Source organism: Stagnihabitans lacustris (assembly GCF_025950525.1).
In the GTDB taxonomy this organism is placed as follows: Bacteria; Pseudomonadota; Alphaproteobacteria; order Rhodobacterales; family Rhodobacteraceae; genus Stagnihabitans.
Window position 1 is genome coordinate 42468 of sequence record NZ_JAPDGS010000002.1, and the last position, 25237, is coordinate 67704.

23 protein-coding genes are annotated in these 25237 nt (G+C 65.4%); 16 read left to right on the top strand and 7 right to left on the bottom strand.

Annotated elements, in window-relative coordinates; all coding sequences use genetic code 11:
* Positions 1 to 21: 21 nt before the first annotated feature.
* The 3 genes from NX862_RS04895 to NX862_RS04905 form a co-directional block, all read right to left on the bottom strand.
* A complete protein-coding gene (locus NX862_RS04895) occupies positions 22 to 798 on the bottom strand; it encodes a glucose 1-dehydrogenase (RefSeq protein WP_264492768.1) in 777 nt (258 codons plus the stop codon).
* Positions 799 to 868: 70 nt separating this feature from the next.
* Positions 869 to 1858 carry a sugar ABC transporter substrate-binding protein gene (locus NX862_RS04900; protein ID WP_264492769.1) on the bottom strand — a complete coding sequence of 330 codons (990 nt, stop codon included), beginning with the start codon at positions 1856 to 1858 and terminating at the stop codon, positions 869 to 871.
* A gap of 212 nt (positions 1859 to 2070) precedes the next feature.
* Positions 2071 to 2967, bottom strand: a complete 897-nt coding sequence (locus NX862_RS04905; protein WP_264492770.1) for an alpha/beta hydrolase — start codon at positions 2965 to 2967, stop codon at positions 2071 to 2073.
* A 297-nt stretch (positions 2968 to 3264) separates the two neighbouring features.
* Here NX862_RS04905 and NX862_RS04910 point away from each other — a divergent pair, with 297 nt between their 5' ends.
* Positions 3265 to 4224 carry a sugar ABC transporter substrate-binding protein gene (locus NX862_RS04910; RefSeq protein WP_264492771.1) on the top strand — a complete coding sequence of 320 codons (960 nt, stop codon included), beginning with the start codon at positions 3265 to 3267 and terminating at the stop codon, positions 4222 to 4224.
* A gap of 100 nt (positions 4225 to 4324) precedes the next feature.
* Here NX862_RS04910 and NX862_RS04915 read toward each other — a convergent pair whose 3' ends face one another.
* Both NX862_RS04915 and NX862_RS04920 read right to left on the bottom strand, forming a co-directional pair.
* Positions 4325 to 5773: an aldehyde dehydrogenase family protein gene (locus tag NX862_RS04915; RefSeq protein ID WP_264492772.1), complete on the bottom strand. Its 1449-nt coding sequence runs from the start codon at positions 5771 to 5773 to the stop codon at positions 4325 to 4327.
* Positions 5774 to 5941: 168 nt separating this feature from the next.
* Positions 5942 to 7087: an MFS transporter gene (locus tag NX862_RS04920; protein WP_264492773.1), complete on the bottom strand. Its 1146-nt coding sequence runs from the start codon at positions 7085 to 7087 to the stop codon at positions 5942 to 5944.
* 218 nt (positions 7088 to 7305) lie between these two features.
* On the opposite strand from NX862_RS04920, the gene NX862_RS04925 reads away from it, so the two are divergent.
* Positions 7306 to 8913 carry a GMC family oxidoreductase gene (locus NX862_RS04925; protein WP_264492774.1) on the top strand — a complete coding sequence of 536 codons (1608 nt, stop codon included), beginning with the start codon at positions 7306 to 7308 and terminating at the stop codon, positions 8911 to 8913.
* A gap of 3 nt (positions 8914 to 8916) precedes the next feature.
* Positions 8917 to 9687, top strand: a complete 771-nt coding sequence (locus NX862_RS04930; RefSeq protein WP_264492775.1) for an SDR family NAD(P)-dependent oxidoreductase — start codon at positions 8917 to 8919, stop codon at positions 9685 to 9687.
* On the opposite strand, the gene NX862_RS04935 is transcribed toward NX862_RS04930, so the two are convergent.
* Positions 9656 to 10819: an MFS transporter gene (locus NX862_RS04935; RefSeq protein ID WP_264492776.1), complete on the bottom strand. Its 1164-nt coding sequence runs from the start codon at positions 10817 to 10819 to the stop codon at positions 9656 to 9658. The two genes, NX862_RS04930 and NX862_RS04935, sit on opposite strands and share 32 nt — an antisense overlap.
* A 244-nt stretch (positions 10820 to 11063) precedes the next feature.
* On the opposite strand from NX862_RS04935, the gene NX862_RS04940 reads away from it, so the two are divergent.
* The 6 genes from NX862_RS04940 to NX862_RS04965 all read left to right on the top strand — a co-directional run bounded on the left by NX862_RS04940 (position 11064) and on the right by NX862_RS04965 (position 16088).
* The gene (locus NX862_RS04940) at positions 11064 to 11807 is read left to right on the top strand and encodes an SDR family oxidoreductase (RefSeq protein ID WP_264492777.1); all 744 of its coding nucleotides are present in this window, start codon (positions 11064 to 11066) and stop codon (positions 11805 to 11807) included.
* On the top strand, positions 11808 to 12632 hold the full coding sequence (locus tag NX862_RS04945; protein ID WP_264492778.1) for an SMP-30/gluconolactonase/LRE family protein: 825 nt from the start codon (positions 11808 to 11810) through the stop codon (positions 12630 to 12632).
* Positions 12633 to 12722: 90 nt separating this feature from the next.
* Positions 12723 to 13715: an Ldh family oxidoreductase gene (locus tag NX862_RS04950; protein ID WP_264492779.1), complete on the top strand. Its 993-nt coding sequence runs from the start codon at positions 12723 to 12725 to the stop codon at positions 13713 to 13715.
* Positions 13716 to 13724: 9 nt separating this feature from the next.
* Positions 13725 to 14510: an SDR family NAD(P)-dependent oxidoreductase gene (locus NX862_RS04955; RefSeq protein ID WP_264492780.1), complete on the top strand. Its 786-nt coding sequence runs from the start codon at positions 13725 to 13727 to the stop codon at positions 14508 to 14510.
* Positions 14511 to 14520: 10 nt separating this feature from the next.
* Complete coding sequence (locus NX862_RS04960) at positions 14521 to 14823, top strand: YciI family protein (protein ID WP_264492781.1); 303 nt, start codon at positions 14521 to 14523, stop codon at positions 14821 to 14823.
* The gene (locus NX862_RS04965) at positions 14820 to 16088 is read left to right on the top strand and encodes an NAD(P)-dependent oxidoreductase (protein WP_264492782.1); all 1269 of its coding nucleotides are present in this window, start codon (positions 14820 to 14822) and stop codon (positions 16086 to 16088) included. The genes NX862_RS04960 and NX862_RS04965 overlap by 4 nt, the downstream gene beginning before the upstream one ends.
* Here the strand turns inward: NX862_RS04965 and NX862_RS04970 are convergent.
* On the bottom strand, positions 16085 to 16891 hold the full coding sequence (locus tag NX862_RS04970) for an aspartate/glutamate racemase family protein (protein WP_264492783.1): 807 nt from the start codon (positions 16889 to 16891) through the stop codon (positions 16085 to 16087). The two genes, NX862_RS04965 and NX862_RS04970, sit on opposite strands and share 4 nt — an antisense overlap.
* 154 nt (positions 16892 to 17045) lie before the next feature.
* Here NX862_RS04970 and NX862_RS04975 point away from each other — a divergent pair, with 154 nt between their 5' ends.
* The 7 genes from NX862_RS04975 (at position 17046) to NX862_RS05005 (ending at position 25234) form a co-directional block, all read left to right on the top strand.
* Entirely contained in the window at positions 17046 to 18794 is a 1749-nt protein-coding gene (locus NX862_RS04975; RefSeq protein WP_264492784.1) for a flavin-containing monooxygenase, read from the top strand.
* Positions 18794 to 19615, top strand: a complete 822-nt coding sequence (locus NX862_RS04980; protein ID WP_264492785.1) for an SDR family NAD(P)-dependent oxidoreductase — start codon at positions 18794 to 18796, stop codon at positions 19613 to 19615. The genes NX862_RS04975 and NX862_RS04980 overlap by 1 nt, the downstream gene beginning before the upstream one ends.
* A gap of 10 nt (positions 19616 to 19625) precedes the next feature.
* Complete coding sequence (locus NX862_RS04985; protein ID WP_264492786.1) at positions 19626 to 20498, top strand: beta-keto acid cleavage family enzyme; 873 nt, start codon at positions 19626 to 19628, stop codon at positions 20496 to 20498.
* Positions 20495 to 21040 carry a carboxymuconolactone decarboxylase family protein gene (locus NX862_RS04990; protein ID WP_264492787.1) on the top strand — a complete coding sequence of 182 codons (546 nt, stop codon included), beginning with the start codon at positions 20495 to 20497 and terminating at the stop codon, positions 21038 to 21040. Before NX862_RS04985 ends, NX862_RS04990 begins: the two co-directional genes overlap by 4 nt.
* Positions 21037 to 22020 (top strand): amidohydrolase family protein, encoded by a 984-nt coding sequence (locus tag NX862_RS04995; RefSeq protein ID WP_264492788.1) that lies wholly within the window; start codon positions 21037 to 21039, stop codon positions 22018 to 22020. The genes NX862_RS04990 and NX862_RS04995 overlap by 4 nt, the downstream gene beginning before the upstream one ends.
* Position 22021: 1 nt before the next feature.
* Complete coding sequence (locus NX862_RS05000) at positions 22022 to 23458, top strand: NAD-dependent succinate-semialdehyde dehydrogenase (protein WP_264492789.1); 1437 nt, start codon at positions 22022 to 22024, stop codon at positions 23456 to 23458.
* Between the two features lie 240 nt (positions 23459 to 23698).
* On the top strand, positions 23699 to 25234 hold the full coding sequence (locus NX862_RS05005; RefSeq protein ID WP_264492790.1) for a sugar ABC transporter ATP-binding protein: 1536 nt from the start codon (positions 23699 to 23701) through the stop codon (positions 25232 to 25234).
* Positions 25235 to 25237 lie beyond the last annotated feature (3 nt).

A 25237-nucleotide genomic window follows, 5' to 3' on the forward strand; every position in this document is an offset into this window, starting at 1 on the left:
CAAGGCCTGGCCCCCCAAAGCTCAGATCCCTGCGGTTTGTGCGCCATCCGCAACCAGGGCATGTCCGGTGATGAAACCGCCCATGTCCGAACACAGGAACAGCACGGTGGCCGCGATTTCCTCGGGCCGGCCCATGCGGCCCACGGGCTCTTGCTTGATGATCGCGGCGCGGCCTGCTTCGGTGCCGCCGGTATAGCGGGCGATCATCGGCGTATCTATGATCCCCGGGCACAGCGCGTTCACCCGGATGCCCTGATCGGCATATTCCAGCGCCGCCACCTTCGAGGCCACAGTGACCCCGAACTTCGATGCGCAATAGCCCGACTGGTTGCGGATCGCGATGACGCCCGCCCCCGAAGAGGTGTTCACGATGGCCCCGCCACCCGATTGCAGCATCAGCGGAATCTGGTGCTTCATGCACAGGAACACGCTTTTCAGGTTCACCGACAGGACGCGGTCCAGCATCTCTTCGGTCAGGTCGACGATCGAGGCCCCGGGCTGTTCGATGCCCGCGTTGTTGAAGGCGGCGTCCAGGCGACCAAATCGGGCGATGGTCGCATCCAGCGCTGCCTTGATATCGGCCGATTGCGTAACGTCGCAGCGCAGGGCCAGCACCGGGGCGCCAAGCGCCGCGATCTGGGACTCGGTCTCGTGCAGGCCGGGCAGGGCGATATCGGCGATGGTCACGGCGGCGCCAGCCTCGGCAAAGGCAAGGGCGGTGGCGCGTCCGATGCCGCTTCCGGCGCCGGTGACAAAGGCCACTTTGCCGGAAAAGTCGAAACGGGGGGCTTGGGTCATGGGTCGGGTCCCTTGGATGCGATGGGGCCGGGCCCTGCGGCCCGGCCTGTTATGTCGTGACCTTACAGGCTCACCACTGTTCGGGGCAGGCGTCGATGGTCGCCTTGGTGATCTGCGGCATGTCATAGGACACGAAGCGGCCCTTGGGCGTTTCGGGCTTGGTCACTGCCTCATACATCGCCTGGAACATCAGCGCGCCCAGCAGTTTCGGACGCGTGCAGACCGAGCCATACATCTCGCCCGCCAGAATCGCGTCATGGCCCAGCTTGGACCCGCCGCCTGTGGCAATCAGCACCGCCTTGGAGCCTGCCGCGTCAATCGCCCGGGCGCAGCCGATGGCCATGTCATCGGCATGGCTGTAGATCAGATCGATGTCGGCATTGGCGGTCAGGAAGTTCTGGCACACGGCCTCGCCCTGTTCCGGGGTCCAGTTGGTCGGCTGTTCGGCGATGATCTCGTAATCAGCACCGGCCTTGTCCAAAGCGGCCTTGAAGCCGTCGGTGTCCAGTTTCACGATCGTATAGGCCGGGTCGCCCATGACGATGGCGATCTTGGCCTTGCGGTCCTTGGGCAGAAGCCCGGCCGCCATCTCGCCCGAGACATAGCCCGCCTGATAATTGTCGGTGGCGACCAGGGCCGAAAGGCCCGGATAGGGGTCGTTGACCGCACGCGTGGCGCTGTCGCCGACCTGAAGGGCGATGGCGACGACGGGCTTGCCCGCCTCGTTGATCTTGTCGACAAAGCCTTCGGCCGCGACCGAATCCAGCGGCAAAAAGCCGATGGCGTCGACATCCTGCGTCAGCAGATCGTCGATGGCATTGCTTTGCTTTTCCAGGCTGCCGCGCGGGTCCAGGACCACGGTCTTGACGCCCGCTGCGGCTGCGGCCTCTTCGAAACCCTGCGCGGTCGAGACGTTATAGGGATATTCCAGGCTGGCCGGGATATAGCCGAAGGTCAGCTCCTGGGCAAAGCCCGCGCCGGTAAAGACCAGGCTGGCCAGAAAGGCCGAGGTCAGAAGGGCGGCTGGGGAAGCGGGTTTCTGTTTGGTCGGGTTTTTCATGCGGTTCCTCCCTGAACATGCGCATTTGGCTTTGGGGCATGGCAAAACCTGCGACGAAACCGGGGTTTCGCCTGAGGGGGCCTTGACCCTTTGGGCAGAGGAGCGGACCTTGGACAGGCTGTCGGGACGTCTCCTGTCCCAAGGGCTAGCATGGGCGCCTGGGTGCAGATAGCGGCACAGGGGGCCGCCCTGCGCCCCTCCATAACGGCGCGTTATGCCAGGATCGTCCGCAGCCTGTCGGCGACAAAGGCCAGCGCCGGTTTGGCGGCAGACATCACGGCACCCAGGACAAAGAACCCGTGGATCTCTCCCTCGGCCATGTGAAGGTCGCAGGGCACCCCCGCAGCCGTCAGCCGGGCGGCATAGGCCAGGCCCTCGTCGCGCAGGATGTCATGGCTGGCCAGGACCATCACCGTGGGCGGCAGTCCCGCAAGGTCGGCGGCCCGCAGCGGCGAGATGCGGGGATCGTCCCGAAGCGTCTCAGGGGCAAGGTAGTGGTCCCAGAACCAGGCTCCGGCCTCGCGGGTCAGCAAAAGCTGGTTGGCGGGGTCGTGATAGCTTGCAGTGTCTATGCCAAGGTCCAGCACCGGATAGATCAGGACCTGCGCTGCGACGGGCCGGCTTTGCGCCACGACGGCGGCCAGGTTGCCGCCCGCGCTGTCGCCCATCACCACGAGCGGAAGGCCAAGGCTGCCCGCCCAATCCACCGCCGCCAAGCAATCGTTCAGGCCCGTGGGAAAGCGGTGTTCGGGGGCCAGCCGGTAATCCGGGATCACCACCATGCATCCGGTCGCCGCCGCAATCTGGCGGCCCACCGTGTCGTGCTGATCGGCCGTGCCGGTGACGAAGCCCCCACCATGCAGAAAGACGATGACCGCCTTGGGATCGGGCGGGGTCAAGAGGCGCAGCAGGATCGTGCCGCCCTCAACCGGGAGCCTGTGATCGGCGCTTGACATCTCCGGACGCTCTCCCCCAAGCGCCAGCATCGCGGCAATGGCCGCCCGCGCTTGATCGGGCGACATGGCAGAGAGCGGCGGTCCCCCGGCCTCTATCGCGGCCTGGACGAACTGCGCAGCCTCGCGCCCCAAAGGTCTTGTATCCTGCGTCATGCCATCCCTCCGGAAAAGCGCCCAAGTTAGGGCTGCCCCCGGGGTCAGGCTAGGCCCGCAGCCTTGGGGGTCACAAGTCCGCGTTATGCCCCAGACCTTGCCGTTCCCGCCAAACACCTTTGCGCCGCGTGCAATTTCTGCCCCCCCGGCGCGGTGCTAGGCTTTTGGAACGCTGCCGGAACCATTCGGTCAGAGCGGCGGCGGGTCAACGCGCACCAAGGGAGGGACGGGCTGCTTTGCCTGTTCAAAAGGGTGCGCGCGGCCAGACCGCCACAACGGAAAAAAGGGAGGAACACAATGCGGATCAAATCGACACTTCTGATGGCGGGGGCCATCTCGCTGATGGGGGGCGCCAGCTTTGCCCAGGACATGACCTTCGGCTATATCCCCAACAACATGGCTTTCCCCTATAACGTCGCCCTGGTTGACGGGTTCACCCAGGCGGCCACCGCCAAAGGCGTCAAGGTCGTGGTGCTGGACAGCCGGATGAGCATGGAGACCCAGGCCAACCAGATCGACGACCTTCTGTCGCAAAAGGTGAACGCCATCGGCTTCATGCCGAATGACTCGGTTGCGGTCATGTCGCTGGTGGACAAGGTGGTCGAGGCCGGTATTCCGATTGCCGCCACCGCCGTTTCGGTCGGCGATCCGGCCGCCAATCCGCTGGACTATGTCTATCCGGGCCTGAACGCGCTGGTCACGACCAACGACGTCGAGGCTGGCCGCGTGGCGGGCCGTCTGGCGCTGGACTTGCTGCCCAAGGACCGCAAGGTCAAGATCGCCGTCGTCGAGGGCGCTCCGGGCTTTTCGGTCGTCAAGCAGCGTCAGGATGGCTTCGAAGAGGTCCTGAAGGCCGCAGGTCTGGACTATGAGATCGTGGCCTCGCAACCCTCGGACTGGACTGCGGAATCGGGCGAACAGCTGTGCCAGAACATGCTGACCGCGACGCCGGACATCGACCTGATCCACAGCCATGCCGACCCGATGTCGGTGGGTTGCGCCAAGGCGCTGGATGCGGCGGGATCGAAAGCCTTCCTCGTGGACTCGGGCGGTGGTTCGTCGCTGGGCATGGCTCTGGTGGCTGCGGGCGAATCCGAAGGCTCGGCTTGCAACGCCCCCTTCCTGCTGGGTCAACTGACCTTTGACGTGCTGTATGAGGCCGCAATGGACCCGGCTGCGGCCAAGAAGGGCCAGTATATCTCGCCCGAGATGGTTGCCGTGGTTCCGGGCAATACCAACGGTTGCGCGCCTTGGTGATCTGATACTGGTAGGGTCCCGCCCCCCAGTGACATGCAAAACGCCCGGTGGTGACACCGGGCGTTTTCATTTGGGCCTTCAAGGTCCGGTGTGACGGGGGTCAAGCTTGCGGCAGGGCTGCCGCCTCGGGTTCAAAGCCATAGACCGACTTGACCTCAAGATATTCCTCCAGGCCAAAGACCCCCATTGACCGCCCGATGCCCGATTGTTTGTAACCGCCCATCGGCGTGTGGGAATTGGTGTTGGCGCCGTTGAAGGACACCCGCCCGGCGCGCATCCGGCTGGCAAAGTCATAGCCGCGCTTGCGGTCTTGGGAAAAGACATAGGCCCCCAGACCAAAGATCGAGTCATTGGCGATCTGTAGCGCCTGCTCTTCGGTGTCATAGGGGATCACGGCCAGGACGGGGCCAAAGATCTCTTCGCGCGCGATGGTCATGTCGGGGGTGACATCGGCGAAAACCGTGGGGCGCACGAATAGGCCACGGTTCATCCCCTCGGGCCGGCCAAGGCCGCCACAGACCAGGCGCGCGCCTTCGGCGATGCCCGAAGCGATATGGGTCTGGATGCTGGCGAATTGGGCCGCATTGACCACGGGGCCCAGCGTCGTGGCAGGGTCACGCGGATCGCCCAACCGAAAGCGGCTGACCTCGTCGACCAGAAAGGGCAACAGCGCCTCCATCTGATCGCGATGCACCAAAAGGCGGCTGGGGGCGTGGCAGGATTGCCCGGAGTTGGTGAAACAACGCTGGATGTTCCAGCGCGCGGCACGCTCCAGATCGGCATCGGTCAGGACGATATTGGCCGATTTGCCGCCCAGTTCCAGGCAGACGCGCTTGACGGTTTGGGCCGCGGCCTCGCCGACCTTGATCCCCGCGCCGGTCGATCCGGTAAAGGACACCATGTCCACCTCCGGATGGCGCGACAGCGCGTCGCCCACCACGCGGCCCGGTCCCACCACAAGGTTGAACACGCCGGCAGGCACGCCCGCGGCATGCATCACCTCGGCCAGGAAGATCCCGCTGATCGGCGAGGCATCCGAGGGCTTCAGCACCATCGTGCAGCCCGCGGCGATCCCGTAGATCACCTTGATGACCGAGGTCTGGATCGGCCAGTTCCACGGCGAGATCAGGGCGCAGACCCCGATGGCCTCACGCCGGATGATCGTATCGGCCAACTGGCTTTCGAAGGCATAGGTGCCCAGCAAATCCCGCGCCACCCGCATGTGACCCAGCGGCCCCGCGACCTGCGCCTTGAAGCTGGTGGGGATGCCGACCTCTGCCGCGATCAGCTGCGCGAAGTCATCGGCCCGGGCCTCATAGGCGGCGATGATCGCGTCGATCAGGGCCATGCGCGCGGCGGGGGTGGTGTGGGAAAAGCTGGCGAAGGCGCGCCGGGCGGCAGCGACGGCGGCTTCGACCTCTGGGATACCGCCGCCAGAGGCGAGTTTGGCAAAGGGCTCTTCCGTGGTCGGGTCGATCAGGTCGCGCAGGCCGGGGGCCGCGGGGACGATCCATTCGCCGTCGATGTAACAGGTGGCGTCATAGTGCATGTCGTTATCCTTGCCGTGTTGCCCCTGTCTTGGCCAAGCGGGGCTTTGCGTCAAACCCTGCTTGGGTCTAGTGCCCTTGGGGTGAAGTTCCATGTTATACCCAAGACCGCGCGTCCCGCCCCGCGCAGGCTGCGCAAAGGTGCCGCTCGGGCCTTGGTGTTGACAGCCTTAGCGCCGGATCGAGGTCACCAGTCCCAAGGCCAGCACCGAGACCACGGCGCTGGCGGCAAAGACCGCATCCAGCCCCATACGGTCCGCGATCAGCCCCAAAAGCGGCCCCGCCAGGGCCAGCGACAGGTCCAGACAAGCCGAGTAATAGGCCACCGCAGCCCCGCTGCGGGCAGGATCGACCGCGCGCACGGCCTCGCGGCCCAGGGCGGGATAGATGAAGGCATAGCCCATCCCGGCGATCAGGCTGGCCAGAAGGCCGATCCACAAAGGCCCGTCCAGCGCCAAAAGTGCCAGGCCAGCGCCCTGGACGGACAGGAAGATCAGCGCAGTCCGCGCGCCTCCCAACCGGTCGGGCAGGCTGCCAAAGCCCAACCGCATCCCGATCAAGGCCAGCGCAAACAGGGTAAAGGGCGCCCAGGAGGGCTGCCACCCCCGCTCTACGGCCAAAAGCACGGCGAAAAAGGCCATGGCGCTATAGCCAAAGCCCGCCAGGCTCATGGCCAGCCCCGGGCGCAAGACGGCGCGCAGGACCGACCCGGTTCGCGTCACGGCAGGAGGTTTGGCCGGCGCTTGCATCCGGATGACCCCGACCCCGGCCACCAAAGGCAGAACGACCGTCATCCAAGCCACCGCCGCAAAGCCCGCGGTCCCATAGGCCAGCCCGCCCAGAGGCCCACCCAAGGCCAGCCCCAGATACAGCGCCGTGCCCGCCCAACCGATGACCAAAGCCGCGCGCGCAGGCCCTGCCACCACCAGCCCCCAGGACTGGCCTGCGGTGATGATGAAGCTTTCCGCGCCGCCCAAAAGCGCGCGGCCCAGGATCAGGAACCCCAAGGCCCATGCGCCGCCGGCCAAAACCGATCCCAGATAGGCCACCCCCGCAAGTCCCGCCATCACCAGCCCGGTCACCAGCGTGGCCTTGGGTCCGGCCCGGTCGGTCTGCCGCCCTGCCCAGATGCGCGAGGCCAGGGCCGCCGCGAACTGCACCCCCGCCACCACGCCCACGACATCGGCGCCGTGGCCCAGGGTGTCATGAACATACAGCGGCAGCGTCGCCAGCGAGGCGCCGGTGATCACAAAGACCACCGCCACCGCCACAAGGACGGGCAGCAACTGGCGTGCAAGATGGCGGGTGTCGCGCATGGGGGGCCTCGGGTTGATCCTGGGTTACAGGCGGCGCAGCTGCGGGGCAAATCGCATCCCTACCCCGGTTTGTGTGGAATTTCAGGGGCATAAAGGCGGCCACCCAGAAAACGGTAAGCTGTTTTGCGCGGCACGATCAGGCTTCGATGCTGCCCTTGGGGGTGCGGCTTGTTAGGTTTGCGACACCCGATGCCGCAAATCATCAACGAAAGCCCCAAATGCAGAATTTTGACTATATCATCGTCGGCGCGGGCTCTGCCGGTTGCCCGGTGGCGCGCGAGTTGTCCGCCGACCCGGCGAACCGCGTGCTGTTGATCGAGGCCGGGCCACATGCCGACCGCTTTTGGGTGAATACGCCTGCGGGCATGGCGAAGCTTTACTTCCACAAGACGCTGAACTGGAATTACCACACCGAGGCCAGCCCGCAGCTGAACAACCGTCAGATGTATTGGCCGCGCGGCAAGACCTTGGGCGGGTCCAGTGCGATCAATGGGATGGTCTTCATCCGCGGCCATCGGGGCGATTTCGACGACTGGCGCGACCTGGGCAATCCCGGCTGGGGCTATGACGATGTCTTGCCGCATTTCAAGGCGATGGAGCGCTTTGAACGCGGCGGCGATGCCTGGCGCGGCGATCAAGGGCCCCTGACGATCAGCGACCCGGTGGTGAAATCCGACAGCAGCCGCGACTTCATCCGGGCGGCGGTCAGCCTGGGCCATCCCGAAACCCATGACATGAACGGTCAGGTCCATGACGGCGTGGGCTTCATGCAGCACAACATCAAGCGCGGTCGCAGGCAATCGGCCTATGTGGCCTTTGTCAAACCCGTGCTGGACCGCCCTAACCTGACGGTGATGACCGGAGCCCATGTCCAACGCGTGCTCTTTCTGGGCCGCGAGGCGGTGGGGGTCGAACTGGTGGACGGCCGCCAGATCGGCGCGCTGCGCGAAGTGATCCTCTCGGGCGGGGCGATCAACAGCGCGCAGACCCTGATGCTGTCGGGCGTGGGCCCGGGGGCGGAATTGCAGCGTCACGGCATAGCCCTGATCCACGAAAGCCCCGGCGTGGGGCAAAATCTGCAGGACCACTTCTATATCCACACCGGTTGGCGGGCGACGGCAGACAGCTCTTATAACGCCAACCTCGCTGGCCTAAGGAAATACTGGGAGGGCTTTCGCTATCTGATGACCCGGCGCGGTTATCTGGCCTTGGGGTCATCGCAAGTTGCGGCCTTCGTCAAAAGCCACCCCGACGCGCCGCGCGCCGATCTGCAGATCAGCTTTCGCCCGATGACCTTCGCCTATTTCCCCGATGGCACGGTGGCGGTGGAGCGTCAGCCGGGGATGGGGGTTTCGGTCTATCAGCTGCGGCCGCGCACCATGGGGACGGTGACGCTGCGATCGGGCCGCGCCACCGACAAGGCCGTCTGCGCGCCGCATTTCCTGACCGATCCTTACGACATTGGCGCGATGATCAGCGGCATCAAGCAGATCCGTCAGATCATGGGCGCCCCTCCCATCGCCGCCCGTGTGGTGGCCGAAGAGGTGCCGGGGCCGGGGGTGCGGACCGACGAGGATATCTTGCGTTTCATGGTCGAAACCGGCAATTCGGCTCATCATCAGGGCGGCACCTGCCGGATGGGGCGCGATGCCTTGGCCGTGGTCGATGAACGCCTTCGGGTGCGCGGGGTCGAAAGGCTGCGGGTGGTCGATGCCTCGGTGATGCCGAACCTGACTTCGGGCAATACCAATGCGCCCACCATCATGATCGGGGTCAAGGGCGGCGCCATGATCCGCGAAGATGCCACGCCCCGGCGTCAGGTCTGACCCATGGCACGGATATTCGTCACGGGTTCGGGGCAGGGCTTGGGCTATCTGGCCGGGCTGCGCTTGCGCGACCTTGGGCATGAGGTGGTCTTTCACGCCCGCAACCCGACGCGAGAGGCCGATTTGGGCCAGACCCTGCCCGGGGCGCAAATCGTGACCGGAGACCTGGAGACCATGGACGGCGCGGCGGATGTCGCCTTGGCCTGCAATGCCACGGGCCGCTTTGATGCGGTGATCCACAATGCGGGCGTCGGGGATCGCGGCACGGGCTGGCTGACGACCGATGGCCTGCCTTTGGTCTTTGCCGTCAACGTGCTGGCGCCTTACCTTTTGACCGCGTTGATGCATCGGCCGGACCGGCTGGTCTACCTCAGTTCCTCGATGCATTTCGGCCCGGGGCGGCTAGATCTGGCCAAGGCCTGGGTGCAGGATGAATGGCGGCTGCCGCTGGATTACGGCGCGTCCAAGTTCCTGCTGACCACTTTGGCCTTCGGTGTGGCGCGGCTTTGGCCGGATGTGGCGGCGAATGCCGTTGATCCGGGCTGGGTGCCGACCCGGATGGGCGGTGCGCAGGCTCCGGATGATCTGGCGCTGGGGGCTGCGACACAGGCCGATCTGGCGCTGGATGCGCCCATGACGGGCGGCTATGTCCACCATGGCAAGGCTTGCGAGCCCGATCCCGCCACGCGCCATCCCGGGTTTCAAGATCAGCTTCTGGGCCTCTGTGCCCGGATTTCCGGTGTCACTTTGCCCGCCGGAACTGCAAAGCCGTAACCGCCGCCGCCCCGGACGCCAGCATCAGGACCCCGGCCCCCATGGCAATCGAGGCCTGCCAGCCCGCCGCATCCAGCACCAGGCCTCCGGTCAGCGACCCCAGCGCAATCGCGGTCTGGATCGCGGCCACCTGAAGCCCGCCACCGGCCTCGGTCTCCTGCGGCAAGGCGCGCGAGAGCCACAGGCCCCAGCCAATGGGAGCCGAGGCCGCCAGAAACCCCCAGGCCAGGAAAAGCCCGACCACGGCAGGCTGCGACGTGGCCGCAAAGACCAACCCCAGCGCGACCACGGCCATGAGCCCCGGCAGCACGACCAGCGGACGGAACAGGCTGCGCTTCAGGGCGCCTCCGACCCACCAAGACCCCACGACGCCCGACAGGCCCATCACCAAAAGGACGCCGGACAGGGCAGGCACGGAAAACCCCGAAACGCCCTCCAGCAAGGGGCGGACATAGGTAAAGACCACGAACTGCCCCATAAAGGCCAAAAGCGCCGCCAGATTGGCCAAGGCCACCTGAGGCCGGGCCAAAAGCCCCAGCGACCCTGTCCCGCGATGCGGACCCGAGGGCAGGGCGGGCAGGGTCCACCACAGCCAGCCCAGGGCCAGCCCGCCCAGGGGCGCGGCCACAAGGAAGGTGCCACGCCAGCCGATCCAGTCGCCCAAAGTGCTGGCGACCGGGGCCGCCACCGTGGTCGATACCGCCACGGCGGCGCCGATCATCGCAAGGCTGCGCGGCACATCGGCAGGGGCCACCAGACGCATGGTGACGGCGGTCGAAAACGACCAGAAGCCCCCGACCGCCACGCCCAAGACCGCGCGGCCCGCCATCAGCATCGCAAAGCTGGGCGCCAGCGCCACCATCAGACAGGACAGAACCAAGGCCGCCATCAGCCCCGCGACGACATGTTTGCGATCCCAACCCGCCGTCGCCTTCGAGATCGTCAGGCTGGTGATCACCGCAAACAGGCCCGAGATCGCAACGGCCTGGCCCGCCTGCCCCTCGGTCACGCCGAAATCCTGTGCCATGGGGGTCAGAAGGCTGACCGGCAGGAACTCGGTCCCCACCAGGACGGCGGCGCAAAAGGCGATGGCACGGGTGCCAGAGAAATTGGAGGCGGAAGATTGCGACATAGGGGTCTCCTTGCGCGTCCCATAGCAGCCCTGAAAGCCCGCCGTTACCCCTCGCCGCCCGTTTGCACCTATCGTCCCCCCGCATGAATGGCCTTCTATGCCGCATCGCGCTTTGCAGCAAAAGTGAAGGTCTTTGTCCTTTCTGGCGCATATCCGCCCGGCAGCCCTGCGCCTATAGTCAGGCCGGGCGCGCCGGACTTGGCGCGAGGAGAACACCCTTTGAAAAAAGGGAAAGGGAGAGACGATGGCGCAGCTTGTGGGAAAGAATGTCCTGATCACCGGGGCTTTGGGGTCGATCGGCCGGGCCTTGGTCGCCCGCTATGCCATCGAGGGCGCCACCGTAATCGCGCTGGACCTGCCGTCGATTGCCGATGCGCAAAAGACGCTGGACGCGATTGCGCCGGGGATAAGGTTTGTCGGCTGTGACCTTGGCAACCTGGCCGAGCTTGAGGCCACGGCCACCGCCCTGACCGAAGAGATCGGCGGTGTCGACGTCCTCGTGAACAACGCGGCGCTGGTGATCTTCAAGCAGCACGACGAATTCACGCTTCAGGAATACGAGGATCAGATGCGGGTCAACTCGACCGCTGTCTTTGTTCTGTCGCGGATCTGTTCCAAGCACATGAAGGCCAAGAAATACGGCAAGATCGTCAACATCACCTCCTTGACGCTGACCGGACGCTGGGCGGGCTATGTGCCCTATATCGCCTCCAAGGGGGCCATGTATGGGCTGATCAAGGGTCTGGCGCGGGAATTGGGCGAATGGCTGATCAACGTCAACGGCATCTCTCCGGGGGCTGTGGTGTCCGAGGCCGAGTTCCGCGACCGCGGCGACAAGCGCGAAGAATACCACCAGTGGGTCCTGTCCAACCAAAGCGTCAAGCGCCGGATCGAGACGGTGGATATCGCCAACCTCGCGGTGTTCCTGTCGACGGCGCAATCCGACCTGATCACCGGGCAGAACATCCAGATCGACGGCGGCATGTGAATGCGTGACCATCAAGCGACCCGCCTGGCCGATGGCTTTATTTTCCTGGAGGGTCCGAAGTGGCACGACGGGAAGCTTTGGGTGTCGGATGTGTTCGACCACAAGGTCTATCGCATCGCGCCTGATGGCTCCCGGGAGGTGATGTGCCAAGTGCCGCACCGGCCCTCGGGCTTGGGGTTCCTGCCCGATGGGACGCCAGTTGTGGCCTCGTCCAAGGATCACCGGATTTACCGGATCATCGGGGGCGCCTTGGTCGAACATGCCGACCTGACGGGCCATGCGACGGGCGATGTGAACGACTTTGCCGTGGATGCGCAGGGGCGGATCTATGTTGGCAATTTCGGCTATGATTATGACGCGGGCGATCCGCGGCGGACGACGCATATCCACCGGGTCGATCTTGATGGCAGCGTAACCGTGGCGGCCAGTGAGGTCGATTTCCCCAACGGGATGGTCATCATCGACCAGGGCAAGACCCTGATCGTGGCCGAGACCTGGGAGAGCCGCTTGACCGCCTTTGACCTGGAGGACGGCGTGCTGTCGAACCGTCGGGTCTTTGCCGACCTTGGGCATCGCCAGCCCGATGGCATCTGCGCCGATGCCCAGGGCGCGATCTGGACCGGCTGTTTCAACACCGGCGAATTCCTGCGCGTGACGCGGGAGGGTATCACCGACCGCGTGGCCTTTGACGGCTGCGGGGTGTCCTGTGTGATTGCCGACCATACCCTTTATATGACCGTCTATTGCGGCCCGGTGGCCGATCTGGTGGCCGGACAGCGCAAGGCTGCGGTCTTTACCTTGCCCGTGGATGTCGGCGCGATTTGAACGGCTGATGCAAAGATAACCGCCATACCATGGCGCTACCCGCCGGGCCGCGATGTGTGGCAGGACAGGGGAACAGTCAAAGGAGACCCCATGCAACTATCGCTGGATCAGGCGCGCCAACTGGCGGTCGATGTGCTGACCTCTCATGGGATGCCCAAGGATCATGCCGGCATCGTGGCCGATCATCTGGTGGATGCGGCAGGGGCAGGCCATGCCTTTGCGGGCCTGCCGCGCGTCATGGCTTTGGTCAACCACATGGCCGATCATCCGCCGGGCAGGCCCATCACCGTGACCGACAAATCCGCCAGTTCGGCGGTGATCGACGGGGCGGGGAACAATGGCTATGTCACCTCGCTGATCGGGATCGACAAGGCGATCGACCTGGCCCGCAAGACCGGGGTCGGCGTCGTGGGCATCCGCGACACCTGGTTCAGCGGGCGGCTGGCCTATTACGTCGAACGCGCCGCAAGGGCGGGCTTCATGGCGCTGCACACCGCCAGCACTCAGGCGCGGGTGGCGCCCTCGGGCGGGATCGACCGGGTCTTTGGCACCAATCCAGTGGCCTTTGCCTTCCCCTGCGACCCCGAACCGCTCGTCATCGACTTTGGCACCGCGCAGACGACCTGGGGCAATGTTTTGCTCCGCCAAAAGCTGGGCGAGGCTTTGGAGCCTGGCATGGCGGTGGATGCCACGGGCAACCCGACGCTGGACCCTGGCGCCGCCCTGACCGGAGCCTTCATGCCCTGGGGCGGGCATCGCGGCTATGGGCTGGCCTTGGTGGTGCAGGTTCTGGCCATCATGGCGGGCGGCAAGATGGTGGCCGAAGAGGTCACGGACAGCGGCTTTTTCTTCCTCGTCATCGACCCGGCCTTGCTGGGGGCTGCCGATGACTTCCGCGCGCAGGTCGGCGCGCTGGTCGCCCATATCGAGGCCTCTCGCCCCATGCCGGGTGGCGCAGCCGTCCGCGTCCCGGGGCGCGGCAGTCTGGCCAAGCGGGCCAAGGCACAGGCCCGGGGCATGATCGAGGTCGATCAGGCGGTTTACGACACCTTGATGGCCCTGCGCCACGGCCCCAAAGCATAGGAGCGGGACATGAGACTGAAGGACAAGGTTGCGATCATCACCGGAGGCGCCTCGGGCATCGGCAAGGCGGCCGCGGACCTCTTCGGGGCCGAGGGCGCGATTCTGGTCATAGCCGACCTGAGCCCGGCCAATATCGCGACGGCTTTGGCCGATCTGCACGGTCGCGGCATCCGCGCCGTGGGGCAGGTCTGCGATGTGTCGGATCAGGCGCAAACGCAGGTCATGGCGGCCGAGGTCGTCCGGCAATTCGGCCGCATCGACATTCTGGTGAACAACGCAGGCATCTCACGCTATCGCCCCTTTGCCACGGCAACCGGTGAGGATTGGGACGCCGTGTTGAATGTCGACCTGAAGGGCGTGTTCTTTTGCGCCCAGGCGGTTGCGCCCCAGATGCGGGCACAGAAATACGGGCGGATCGTCAATATCTCTTCGGCTTTGGGCACCGGGGCGGCACCGCATGGCACGGCGGGGTCCCCGGGGGGATCGGCGGCCTATGCCTCGGCCAAGGCGGGGGTGGGGATGCTGACCAAGACTTTGGCCCGCGAATTGGGCCCCGATGGCGTGACGGTGAATTGCGTGGCGCCGGGGACATTCCTGACCGGGATCAGCAGTTCGACCCGCACCCCGGAACAGGTGCAAGAGCATCTGGATTACCGCAAGAAAACCGTCGTCCTTGGCCGGATCGGCACGCTGGACGAACTCGCCAGCACGATCCTCTTCTTTGCCAGCGACGATGCCAGCTATGTCACCGGTCACACGCTTCACGTCGATGGCGGCCGTTCGGACCGCATGTAAGGAACCCCCGATGCTGTATTCGATCTATTGCGAAGATGCCGAGAACACCCATGACCTGCGCGCCCAGCATCTGGTGGAACACCGCGCCTATCTGGACCTGTTCGCGGACAAGATCTTTTTCTCGGGCCCCCTGCAGTCCGATGATGCGGCGACCGCCCATGGCAGCCTGTTCATCCTGAACGTGGCAGACCGTGCCGAGGCCGAGGCCTATATCCACAACGAGGTCTTCTACAAAGCCGGCATCTTTGCCAAGGTCACAATCCGCCGGATGCGCAAGGGCCGCTATAACCCGGCGCTGATCGAAGGGCTGTGACTTTGCGGATCGGCTATCTGGGGCTGGGGGCGATGGGCGGGGCCTTGGCCACGCATCTGCTGGGGCAGGACCTGACGGTCTGCGACCGCAACCCGGCGGCGGTGGCGGGTTTGGTGGCGCGGGGCGCCAAGGCGGCCCGTCCTGCCGATCTGGCGCGGGGGTGCGATGTGATCCTCATGTGCCTGCCGCGCACGTCCGATGTGCGGGATGCGCTGTTTGCTCCGGGTGGTCTGGCCGAGGGTCTGGCCCCCGGCAAGCTGGTCATCGACCAAACCTCCGGCAACCCCGAGGCCACGGCGCTGATTGCCGATGACCTGGCGCGCCTGGGTGTGATGATGATGGATGCCCCGGTCAGCGGTGGTATCCCTGCGGCGCAGGCGGGCAAGGTGACGATCATCGCCTCGGGGGCACTCGCTGCCTGGGAGAGGGCTGAGCCGATCCTTCGGGCGCTCAGCGACAAGGTCTTTCATTGCAGCCCAAGGGTCGGCGATGGCCAGGCGCTGAAGCTGGTGAACAATGCCATCGGCGCGGGCTACCGCATGGCCACGCTGGAACTGGTGGCGCTGGGTCGGGCGGCGGGCTTGGGACTGGCGCCCCTGGTCGCCATGCTGAACGCGGGCCCAGCCGCGAATTTCACCAGCCGCAACATGCTGGCCGGATTGGTCGAGGGGCGGTCCACCACGAATTTCGCGCTGTCCCTGATGGTCAAGGACCTGAACGAGGCCCTCACCTTGGGCACGGCCACCGGGTCGGCCATGCCCCTGACGGCGGGGGCGCGCGGCGTGATGCAGGTGGGGCTGCACCTGATGGGGCCGGGCGCCAAGCTGGACGACGTGATCCCGCTGACGGAGCGCCTCTCCGGCGTAACCCTGACGGGCGACGGGTCTGCCGACACCGCCCTGATGGCTCAGATCGAATTGGCCTGCGTCACCTGCAACCTGATCGCCATCAGCGAATGTGTCGCCATGGGGCTGCGCTATGGACTTTCAGGGCCGGAAATGGCGCGGATCTTGGCTGTGGGCAGCGCCTGGAGCGCGGTGATCGACGATATCTTGCCCGCCATGGCCGAAGGACGCTCGGCCCAATTGCGCTGGACCTTGCCCGAGGCAGAGGCGGCCTTGTCCGCGCTTCAGGACCGTGCGGCGGGGCTGGGCCTGCCAATGCTCTTGACCCAGACCGCCCTGGCCTTTGTGCAGGACGCGCGGTCGTGGCTGGGACCAAAGGCCAATCTGGGGCAACTGACCTTTGGCTATGATCAGGCCTAGACCGCGCCCGGATAGACGCCCGCCCCATAGGCCGCCCGCACATCGGCCAAAATCCGACCCGTGGGCGGCGCATAGGTCAGGCGTTTGCTGGTAAACACCCCCGTAAGCGCCCGCATCTGCACCGCCATCTCGGCGGTTTTCACCAGGGCCGCGATGCCGTTCAGCACCGGGGCGCCATCGACCTCGGCCACACCGCCCTCGATCAGCGTGGCCATCAGGCTGCCACCGGCGGGGATCAGCACCTCGGCCCCCTTGTCCAGCGCACCCCGGGCCACGGCGCGGAACTGATCCACGATCCCCGCCCGCACATCGGCATCCTGCAAGGCCAGATCGAAGACCCCCGGCCGTTCGACCGTCATCATCTCGACCGAGACCATCCGGCCTTCCAACCCCTGCAGCTTGATTGCTTCGATCACGCGGCGGTTGAACTTGGGGTTCACATTGATCAACGAAAAACTCGGCCCCATCAGACAGGCCATCTGGACCGCGCTTTCCGACAGGCCAAGCACGGGAATGTTCAGAAGCTCGCGCAGCTCATGCAGGCCGGGTTGAAAGATATTGCCGATCAGGAAGGCGTCATAGCCCTCGGCCTCGGCGCGCAAGCCGTTTTCCAGAACCTCGGCCGTGTCCTGAAATTCAAGATAGCGGTATTGGTCGGCCACGGCGCGGTGGGGGGCCAGACCAAAGACATCAATCGTCGTGCCCGGCGCCGCCGCCGCCGCGATCAGCTTTTGCAGGACCTGCCCATAATGGCCGGTCTTTGATCCCCGCGACATGCCAAGGGTTTGATAGAACAAGCGCATGGGTCCCTCCTGTGTTCCCCCTGTCATCCGCCCGCGCCCCCCCTTTGGTCAATGGGGTGATCTTTGCATCTGGCGTCAAATAGCTTCGCTTCCTGTCCCGTATCCGACCGGGGTCCGCATCCCTAATCCTGTGGGCCAAAGCGGAGGGGCAGCAATGAACGACATCAGCCAGGGTGCCATGACCGAGACCCAATGCGTCGTGCGGTGGTTGGCGGCGTTTGAAGCGGCGCTGACGGCGGGTGACGCTGAAGCGCTTCGCCGCATCCTGGGCGCGCAGGTCCATTGGCGCGACCTGATGGCGCTGACCTGGACGATCACGCCGCATGACGATGTTGACAGCGCCGTGGCGGGGCTCTTGGCGGCGCAAGCCAAAATGCAGGCGCACAGCTTCCGTCTGGCCGAGACGCGGACCGCGCCGCGCCGGGTGACGCGCCATGGCACGGCCTCGATCGAGGCGTTCTTTTCGTTTGAAACCACCTTTGCGCGCTGTTCCGGCACCTTGCGGCTTTTGGCCGATGCGCCGGACCGGGCTTGGGTTCTGGCGACCAGTTTGGACGAGTTGAAGGGCCATGAAGAGCCCATCAACATGCGCCGCCCGGCCGGTTCGGCCTATTCTCGCAACTTTGGCGGCGACAACTGGACGGATATCCGCGCCAAGAAGGCGGCCTTCACCGACCGCGACCCGGCGGTGCTGATCATCGGCGCCGGGCAGGCGGGGCTGGCGATTGCCGCGCGCCTGGGGCTCTTGGGCGTCGATACGCTGATCGTGGACAAGACCCCCCGCGTGGGCGATGTCTGGCGCAACCGCTATCACAGTCTGGCGCTGCACAATCAGGTCAAGCTGAACCACATGCCCTATCTGCCCTGGCCGCCGAACTGGCCGAAATATCTGCCCAAGGACATGATCGCGGGCTGGCTGGAAACCTATGCCTGGGCGATGGAATGTAATGTCTGGACCAGCACGGAATTCCTTGGTGCGACCTATGACGAGGGCCGTTGGACGGTCACTCTGCGGCGCGAGGATGGCACGACACGGGTGATGAAGCCGCGCCATCTGGTCATGGCCAATGGCATCGCGGGCAAGCCGTTGAAGGCGCGGCTGCCGGGGCTGGACAGCTTCAAGGGCACGGTCCTGCACACGAATGACTATGGCGAGGGCGCGAAATGGCGCGGCCGCAATGTCATTGTGGTGGGGGCGGGCACCAGCGGGCATGACGTGGCCCAAGACCTGCATGGCCATGGCGCCAAGGTCACGATGATCCAGCGCGGGGCGACCACGGTGGCCAGCATCAAGGCCGCGGGCCTGGTCCATTCGGTCTATTACGAAGAGGATATTCCGCTGGAGGATTGCGACGGGATTGCCATTGCCAGCAGCTATCCCCTGTTGGTCAAGGGTTATCAATCCGCCGTGGTCAAGATGAAGGAGATCGACCGCGATCTGCTTGATGGCCTGACGAAGGCCGGCTTCAAGCTGGACTTCGGCGCGGATGAGACCGGCCACCAGATGAAGTTCCGCCGCCGTCATGGCGGATACTACCTTGACTGCGGCTGCTCCGAGTTGATCGCCAAGGGCGAGATCGCCGTGGTCCAGGCCGAAGACACCGACCACTATACCGCCGATGGCCTGCGCATGAAGGACGGCAGCACCCTGCAGGCCGATCTGGTGGTGACGGCAACCGGCTATCAAAGCCAGGAAACCGTGGTGCGTGAGATGCTGGGCGATGCCATCGCCGACCGTGTGGGCCAGATCTGGGGCATCGCGCCCAACGGCGAGATCGCCAATATGTTCGTGGCCACCCCGCAGCCCGGCCTTTGGTTCTCGGGTGGCGGTTTCGCCCATTGCCGGATTTACTCGCATTACATCGCGATGGGGATCAAACTGCGGGAAATGGGGCTGATCTGATGCTGGATTTCACGGGCAAGGTGGCCTTTGTCACCGGCGCGGGCTCGGTCGGCGCGGGGTGGGGCAATGGCAAGGCCACCGCTGTCCTGCTGGCGCGGCGAGGCGCGATGGTCTGCGGGCTGGACCAGTCCGCGGATGCCTTGGCCGCCACGACCGCGATTATGCAGGCCGAGGGGCTGACCTGGCTGCCGCTGACCTGCGACATTCTGGATTCTGCGGCGGTGGGGGCCTCGGTTGCGGCCTGTGTCGCCCGTTTTGGCCGCATCGACATCTTGGTGAACAACGTGGGCGGCAGCGCGCCGGGTGATCCGGTCTCGATGCCGCTGGAGGTCTGGCAGGCGCAGCTGGACTTGAACCTGACCTCGGCCTTCCTGGGCTGCAAACATGTGCTTCCGGTGATGGAGGCGCAGTTTGACCGTGAAGGGCGCGGTGGGGCGGTGGTCAATATCGGCTCGGTGGGGGCGATGACCTTCCAACTGGGTGGGCGGGTCAGCGCGGGCTATGCGGCGGCCAAGGCCGGGCTTGTGGCCTTTGGCCGGTCCACCGCGATTGCCTATGTCCGCAAGGGGATAAGGGTGAACACCGTCATCCCGGGGTCGATGCACACGCCCCTGGTCGAACATCGGCTGGTGCGCCAACTGGGGGCAGGGGATGCGGCCAAGCTGATCGCTGACCGCCATGCCGCCGTGCCAATGGGCCGGATGGGCGATGCCTGGGACGTCGCCCATGCCGTAGCCTTCCTGGCCAGCGACGAGGCTGGCTATATCACTGCCACGCAATTGGTGGTCGATGGCGGCATGACCGCCGCAAGGTCCACCTGAAGGAAGTCTCATGAGCCGTCCCGTCATCATCAGTTGCGCTGTCACCGGATCGGGCGACACCACCGGGCTTAGCCCCCATGTGCCCGTGACCCCCGCCCAGATCGCGGATGACGCGCTGGCCGCCCATGCGGCGGGGGCGGCGGTCGTGCATATCCATGTCCGCCACCCCGAGACCGGCGCCCCCAGCCGCGACCTTGACCTTTACCGTCAGGTCGTCACCCGCATCCGTGCCGCGGGAACCGGGGTGATCTTGAACCTGACCACCGGGATCGGCGCGCGCTTTTCACCCGATCCGGTTGATCCGAACCGCAATGCCAGCCCCGGCATGGCGCAGCCCATGGACCGTATGGCGCATGTGCTGGACTTGGCGCCCGAGATCTGCAGCCTTGATGTGGCGACGATGAACTTCGGCAAACATGCTTTTGTGAACACGCCCGACCATATCACCGAAATCGCCACCGCTGTCCGGGCCGCGGGTGTGAAACCGGAGCTTGAGGTTTTTGACCTTGGCCACATCGCCCTCGCCAAGTCACTATATGCCAAAGGGATTTTCGCCGATCCGCCCTTCTTTCAGCTGTGTCTTGGCGTGCCATGGGGCGCGCCCGCCACGCCCGAGGCCATGCAGGCCATGCGCGCGATGCTGCCGCCCAATGCCAACTGGAGCGCCTTTGGCGTCGGCGCCCAGCACTTTCCCGCGGTCGCCATGTCGGTCGTGATGGGCGGCCATGTCCGTGTCGGGCTGGAGGACAGCCTTTATATGTCCAAGGGCGTTCTGGCCCCGGGCAATGCGCCGATGGTGGCCCGTGCCGCCCGGCTGATCCGCGAGATCGGCTGCGAGGTGGCCTCGCCTGCCCAGGCCCGCACCATACTGGGGCTGCCATGACCCGCCTGACGATGCCACCGGCGCTGACCGAGGCCCAGGCCGAGGTGGTGGCCGAGGTCGTTGCAGGCAAGCGCGGCAAGGTGCCCGCGCCGATGATCGCCTGGCTGCGCAATCCCGAACTGGCGCGGCGGGCGCAGCATATGGGCGGGCTCTTGCGGTTTGACACCTCGCTTTCGCCCCGGCTCAGCGAGTTGGCTATCCTGGTCTGCGGGCGGCACTGGACTTCGCATCACGAATGGACGGCGCATAAACGCATCGCGCTTGAGGCGGGGCTTGACCCGCAGATCATCGCCGCGATCGCCGCCCGCCGGGTGCCCAGTTTTGACGATCCGCAACAGGCGGCGGTCCATGCGGTCTCCCATGGGCTTCTGGCAAAGGGCCGGATCGACGATGCGCTTTATGCCCAAGGTCTTGCCGCCTTGGGAGAGGTCGGCATGGTCGAACTGGTGGCGCTTTTGGGCTATTATTCGATGGTGGCGCTGACGCTGAACGCCTTTGACATCGGCCTGCCTGAAAGCCACGCCGCCGAATTGGTCCCATGAGCCGCCTGGCCCATCCAAGGGTGCGTCCCGAATGGCTGGCCTTGCACCAAGAGCCGGTGATCGACCCCGAAGCGCCGATCATCGACGCCCACCATCATCTGTATGACCGCCCCGGCGCGCGGTATCTGGCCGCCGATTTCCGCGCCGACCAGAACACGGGCCATAACATCATCGCATCGGTCCTTGTGCAGGCGCGCGGGTTTTACCGCACGTCGGGCCCCGAAACCCTGTATCCGGTGGGCGAGACGGAATATGCCGCCCAAACCAAGGACGTGACCCGATGCGCTGCCATCATTGGCCATGCCGACCTGACCGCGCCGGATGTGGCACATCTGCTGGACGCCCATGTGGCGGCAGGGCAGGGGCTGTTTCGCGGGGTCCGGCATATCCTGGCCTGGGACAGCGACACATCCTTGTTGAACCCGGCCTATCCGACGACCGAGGATCTGAGCGCAACCCCCGCCTTTCACCGCGGCTTTGCGCTTTTGGACGCCGTGGGCCTGTCCTTCGACGCCTGGGTGCATTTTCACCAACTGCCCCGGCTTCTGGCGCTGGCCCGGGCCTTTCCGCGGGTGCCCATCGTTGTGAACCACTGCGGCGGCATCATTGGGGTGCAGGCGCCCCGGGATCAGGTCTTTCCGATCTGGCGCGCCGCCATGGCTGATCTTGCAACCTGTCCCAATGTCACGGTGAAACTCGGCGGGCTTGGCATGGCGCTGACCGGCTTCGGCTTTGACCGCCGGGCCAAGCCGCCGTCCTCGGCCGATCTTGCCCGGGCGTTCTCGCCTTGGGTGGGGGCCTGCATCGACCTTTTTGGCCCCACCCGCTGCATGGCCGAAAGCAACTTTCCGGTCGACAAGGGCAGCTATGCCTATGCGACCTATTGGAACGCCATAAAACGTCTGATCCCACCGAACGACCGCCACGCCGTCCTGTGTGCCACGGCGGCGCGCGTCTATCGCATCCCCATTGGAGCCTGACATGACCTATCCCCGCATCGGCCTGTTGATCGACGGCACATGGATTTACGACCGCCCGACGCTGTGCAACGTCGAAAACCCCTCGACAGAAGAGATCATCGGCACCGTCCCCCGCGCCAGCGCAGAGGACCTGACGGCGGCCCTGAACTCCTCAGCCCGCGGGTTTGACATCTGGCGCAAGACGCCGCCCGCCGCCCGCGCCGCCCTGATGCGCCGGGCCGCCGCCCTGGTGCGTGAAAGGGCCGAGGCCATTGCGCCGATCTTTGTCGCCGAATCCGGCCGCACCCTGACCGAGGTCCGCAACGAGATCGAACGCTCGGCCACTTTCCTGGACTGGGACCAAGAAGAGCTGAAGCGCAACTACGGCCGCATCGTCCCCAGCGAGGGGCAGTTCACCCAAATGGTGATCCGCGAGCCGATTGGCCCAGTCGCGGCCTTTACGCCATGGAACGTGCCGATGTCGGCGCCCTCGCGCAAGATCAGCGCGTCACTGGCCACGGGATGTTCGATCATCCTGAAGCCCTCATCCGAGACCCCCGCCACCGCTTGCCTGTTCGCCCAATGCTTCCTGGATGCGGGCCTGCCGCCCGGGGTGCTGAACGTGGTTTTCGGCGACAGCGACGAGGTCTCACGCGCCTTGGTCCTGTCGCCCATCACGCGGTTGGTGACGCTGACCGGATCGACCCATGTGGGCAAGCATCTGTCGCGGCTGGCGGTGGAAACCATGAAACCCGTGCTGATGGAGCTTGGCGGCCATGCGCCCGTGCTGATCGACGAGGGCGTCGACCCAGTGGGCGTGGCGAAACTGGCGGCCAACTGGAAGTTCCGCATGGGCGGGCAGTTCTGTTCGGCGGCCTCGCGGTTTCTGGTCCACAAGTCGGTCTATGCCGATTTCGTCGCGGCCCTGTCCGAAGAGGCGCGGAACTGGAAGACCGGGGACGGGTTTACCCCCGGCGTGATGATGGGGGCCTTGGCCAACCGCCGCCGTCTGGCCGCGATGGAGGCCTTTGTGGCCGATGCCACCGCGCGCGGCGCCCGCGTGACGGCGGGGGGCGCAAGGCTTGGCAACCGGGGTTGGTTCTTTCAGCCGACGGTTCTGGCCGATGTGCCCCTGGATGCGCAGATCATGGTAGATGAGACTTTTGGCCCCATCGCGCCCTGCGTTGCTGTCGACTCGATGGACCAGGCTTTGCAGATCGGCAATGCCCTGCCCATGGGGCTTGCGGGCTTCGTCTTCACCAACGACATGGCCATGGCCGATCACCTGACCCATGAGCTGCAGGCGGGGTCCATCGCGCTGAACTGCTTTACCAGTCCGGGGGCCGAGGCGCCCTTTGGTGGCTATCGCGACAGCGGCATCGGCCGCGAGGGCGGGCCAGAGATGCACCACAGCTATACCGTGGCCAAGACCATCGCCGAACGCCGCGCCAGGGTCTGACGTCACCTTTGCGATCCGCGTCAAAATGCTTCGCGGCCCCGGTCCTGTTTGGGCCGGGGTCCGGGGCTTAGTCTGTCCGGATGCGGGAAGGGAGAGCCCGCATCCATAACACCAGGCTATGACCCAACCCCGACCCGCACCGCTTTTCAGGCGGCAGGACAGGGGAATTGTGGCAGTCAGGATCATATCAAAGCGGCTGGCGACAGGCCGCAAGGAACCGGGGGGAGCTTGGGTCGGGTCATGGCAGATGACGTTCCACTGATGCAGTTGAAGAATGTCCGCAAGACATTCGGCCTTTACGTCCACGCCCTGCGCGGCGTCGATCTGGACATCCACCGGGGCCGGGTTCACGGGCTTTTGGGCGCCAATGGCGCGGGAAAATCCACGCTGATCAAGATCCTGTCGGGCGCCTATGCCGCCACCGGGGGACAGGTGATCTGGCGCGGGTCCGAGGTGCGCTGGTCCAGCCCGAAACAGGCCAATGACATGGGTGTGGCGACGATCCACCAGCATATCCCCTTGGTGCCGACCCTTTCGGTGATCGAGAATGTCTTTCTGGGCCAGACTGGCCTGTGGCGCGTCAACGCCGGGATGCGCCAGAGCTTTGCCGCCCTGTGTGACCGTGTGGGCTACAGGCTGGACCCCGATGCGCTGGTCTCGGACCTGTCGATCGGCGCGCGGCAGATGGTGGCGATCTTTCAGGCCTTGGCCACCGGGGCCGACCTGATCGTGATGGATGAACCTACTGCCTCCCTCGCCTCGGACGAACGCGAGATCGTCTATGCCACGGTCCGCAAACTGTCCAAGGTTGAAAACAAGGCGATCCTGTTTGTCTCGCATTTCCTGGACGAAATCACAGCCTTGACCGACGAGGTGACGGTGCTGCGCGACGGGGCGACGGTGTTCCGCTCGCCCACCCGCGGGCTGGTCGAAGCCCAGATCGCCGAAGCCATCGTCGGCAAAGAGGTCGCCGCGATGGAAAAGGCCACGGCGTCGCGCGCCCGCCATGTCGGTGAGCCGGTCTTGCAGGTGACGGGCCTTTCGGCCCCGGGCCTGGCGCCGATAGACCTGACCCTGAACAAGGGTGAGGTTCTGGGCGTCGCGGGTCTTTTGGGATCAGGCCGCAGCGAGTTGCTTCATGCGATCTATGGCGCCGACCGCTTTGCGCGGGGAGAGGTGCGATTGAACGGCCAGCTGATGCGGCGGTCCACCGGGGCCGCGGTTGCCGCAGGCATGGCCTTGGTCCCCGAGGACCGCTTTGGTCAAGGCCTGGTCCCGGATTTCGAGATCTGGCGCAACATGACCCTGCCCGCTCTGGACCGTGTCAGCCGCTTTGGCCTTTTGGATCACAAGGCCGAGGTCGCGCGGGGCGAAGCCGCCATCAAGCGGCTGGCAATCAAGGCGCCGGATGCGCAATCCATCGTCAGCGATCTTAGCGGCGGGAACGCGCAAAAGGTCACAATCGCGAAATGGCTGTTCAGTGACGTGCAGCTGTTCCTTTTGGACGAACCCACCGCCGGCATCGACATCGGCGCCAAGACCGAGATCCTGCGGCTGGTCCGTCAACTGGCCGAAGAGGGCAAGTCGGTCATCATCGTCTCCTCGGAGTTCGAGGAACTGATGGCTGCCTGTGACCGGATCATCGTGATGCGCGATGGCCGCAAGGTCGCCGAAAAACCCGCCCATGACACCAATGAACATGAACTGCTGCTGCTTGCCGGGGGCAAGGACAGCACCTCCCCCCATTCCTCGCACGACCGCGCAATCGGAGCCTGAGCC

Excerpts from the sequence above, each read along its gene's own strand:
- NX862_RS04895 (WP_264492768.1), bottom strand. The coding sequence starts at position 798 with ATGACCCAAGCCCCCCGTTTCGACTTTTCCGGCAAAGTGGCCTTTGTC.
- NX862_RS04900 (WP_264492769.1), bottom strand. The coding sequence starts at position 1,858 with ATGAAAAACCCGACCAAACAGAAACCCGCTTCCCCAGCCGCCCTTCTG.
- NX862_RS04905 (WP_264492770.1), bottom strand. The coding sequence starts at position 2,967 with ATGACGCAGGATACAAGACCTTTGGGGCGCGAGGCTGCGCAGTTCGTC.
- NX862_RS04910 (WP_264492771.1), top strand. The coding sequence starts at position 3,265 with ATGCGGATCAAATCGACACTTCTGATGGCGGGGGCCATCTCGCTGATG.
- NX862_RS04915 (WP_264492772.1), bottom strand. The coding sequence starts at position 5,773 with ATGCACTATGACGCCACCTGTTACATCGACGGCGAATGGATCGTCCCC.
- NX862_RS04920 (WP_264492773.1), bottom strand. The coding sequence starts at position 7,087 with ATGCGCGACACCCGCCATCTTGCACGCCAGTTGCTGCCCGTCCTTGTG.
- NX862_RS04925 (WP_264492774.1), top strand. The coding sequence starts at position 7,306 with ATGCAGAATTTTGACTATATCATCGTCGGCGCGGGCTCTGCCGGTTGC.
- NX862_RS04930 (WP_264492775.1), top strand. The coding sequence starts at position 8,917 with ATGGCACGGATATTCGTCACGGGTTCGGGGCAGGGCTTGGGCTATCTG.
- NX862_RS04935 (WP_264492776.1), bottom strand. The coding sequence starts at position 10,819 with ATGTCGCAATCTTCCGCCTCCAATTTCTCTGGCACCCGTGCCATCGCC.
- NX862_RS04940 (WP_264492777.1), top strand. The coding sequence starts at position 11,064 with ATGGCGCAGCTTGTGGGAAAGAATGTCCTGATCACCGGGGCTTTGGGG.
- NX862_RS04945 (WP_264492778.1), top strand. The coding sequence starts at position 11,808 with ATGCGTGACCATCAAGCGACCCGCCTGGCCGATGGCTTTATTTTCCTG.
- NX862_RS04950 (WP_264492779.1), top strand. The coding sequence starts at position 12,723 with ATGCAACTATCGCTGGATCAGGCGCGCCAACTGGCGGTCGATGTGCTG.
- NX862_RS04955 (WP_264492780.1), top strand. The coding sequence starts at position 13,725 with ATGAGACTGAAGGACAAGGTTGCGATCATCACCGGAGGCGCCTCGGGC.
- NX862_RS04960 (WP_264492781.1), top strand. The coding sequence starts at position 14,521 with ATGCTGTATTCGATCTATTGCGAAGATGCCGAGAACACCCATGACCTG.
- NX862_RS04970 (WP_264492783.1), bottom strand. The coding sequence starts at position 16,891 with ATGCGCTTGTTCTATCAAACCCTTGGCATGTCGCGGGGATCAAAGACC.
- NX862_RS04975 (WP_264492784.1), top strand. The coding sequence starts at position 17,046 with ATGAACGACATCAGCCAGGGTGCCATGACCGAGACCCAATGCGTCGTG.
- NX862_RS04980 (WP_264492785.1), top strand. The coding sequence starts at position 18,794 with ATGCTGGATTTCACGGGCAAGGTGGCCTTTGTCACCGGCGCGGGCTCG.
- NX862_RS04985 (WP_264492786.1), top strand. The coding sequence starts at position 19,626 with ATGAGCCGTCCCGTCATCATCAGTTGCGCTGTCACCGGATCGGGCGAC.
- NX862_RS04990 (WP_264492787.1), top strand. The coding sequence starts at position 20,495 with ATGACCCGCCTGACGATGCCACCGGCGCTGACCGAGGCCCAGGCCGAG.
- NX862_RS04995 (WP_264492788.1), top strand. The coding sequence starts at position 21,037 with ATGAGCCGCCTGGCCCATCCAAGGGTGCGTCCCGAATGGCTGGCCTTG.
- NX862_RS05000 (WP_264492789.1), top strand. The coding sequence starts at position 22,022 with ATGACCTATCCCCGCATCGGCCTGTTGATCGACGGCACATGGATTTAC.
- NX862_RS05005 (WP_264492790.1), top strand. The coding sequence starts at position 23,699 with ATGGCAGATGACGTTCCACTGATGCAGTTGAAGAATGTCCGCAAGACA.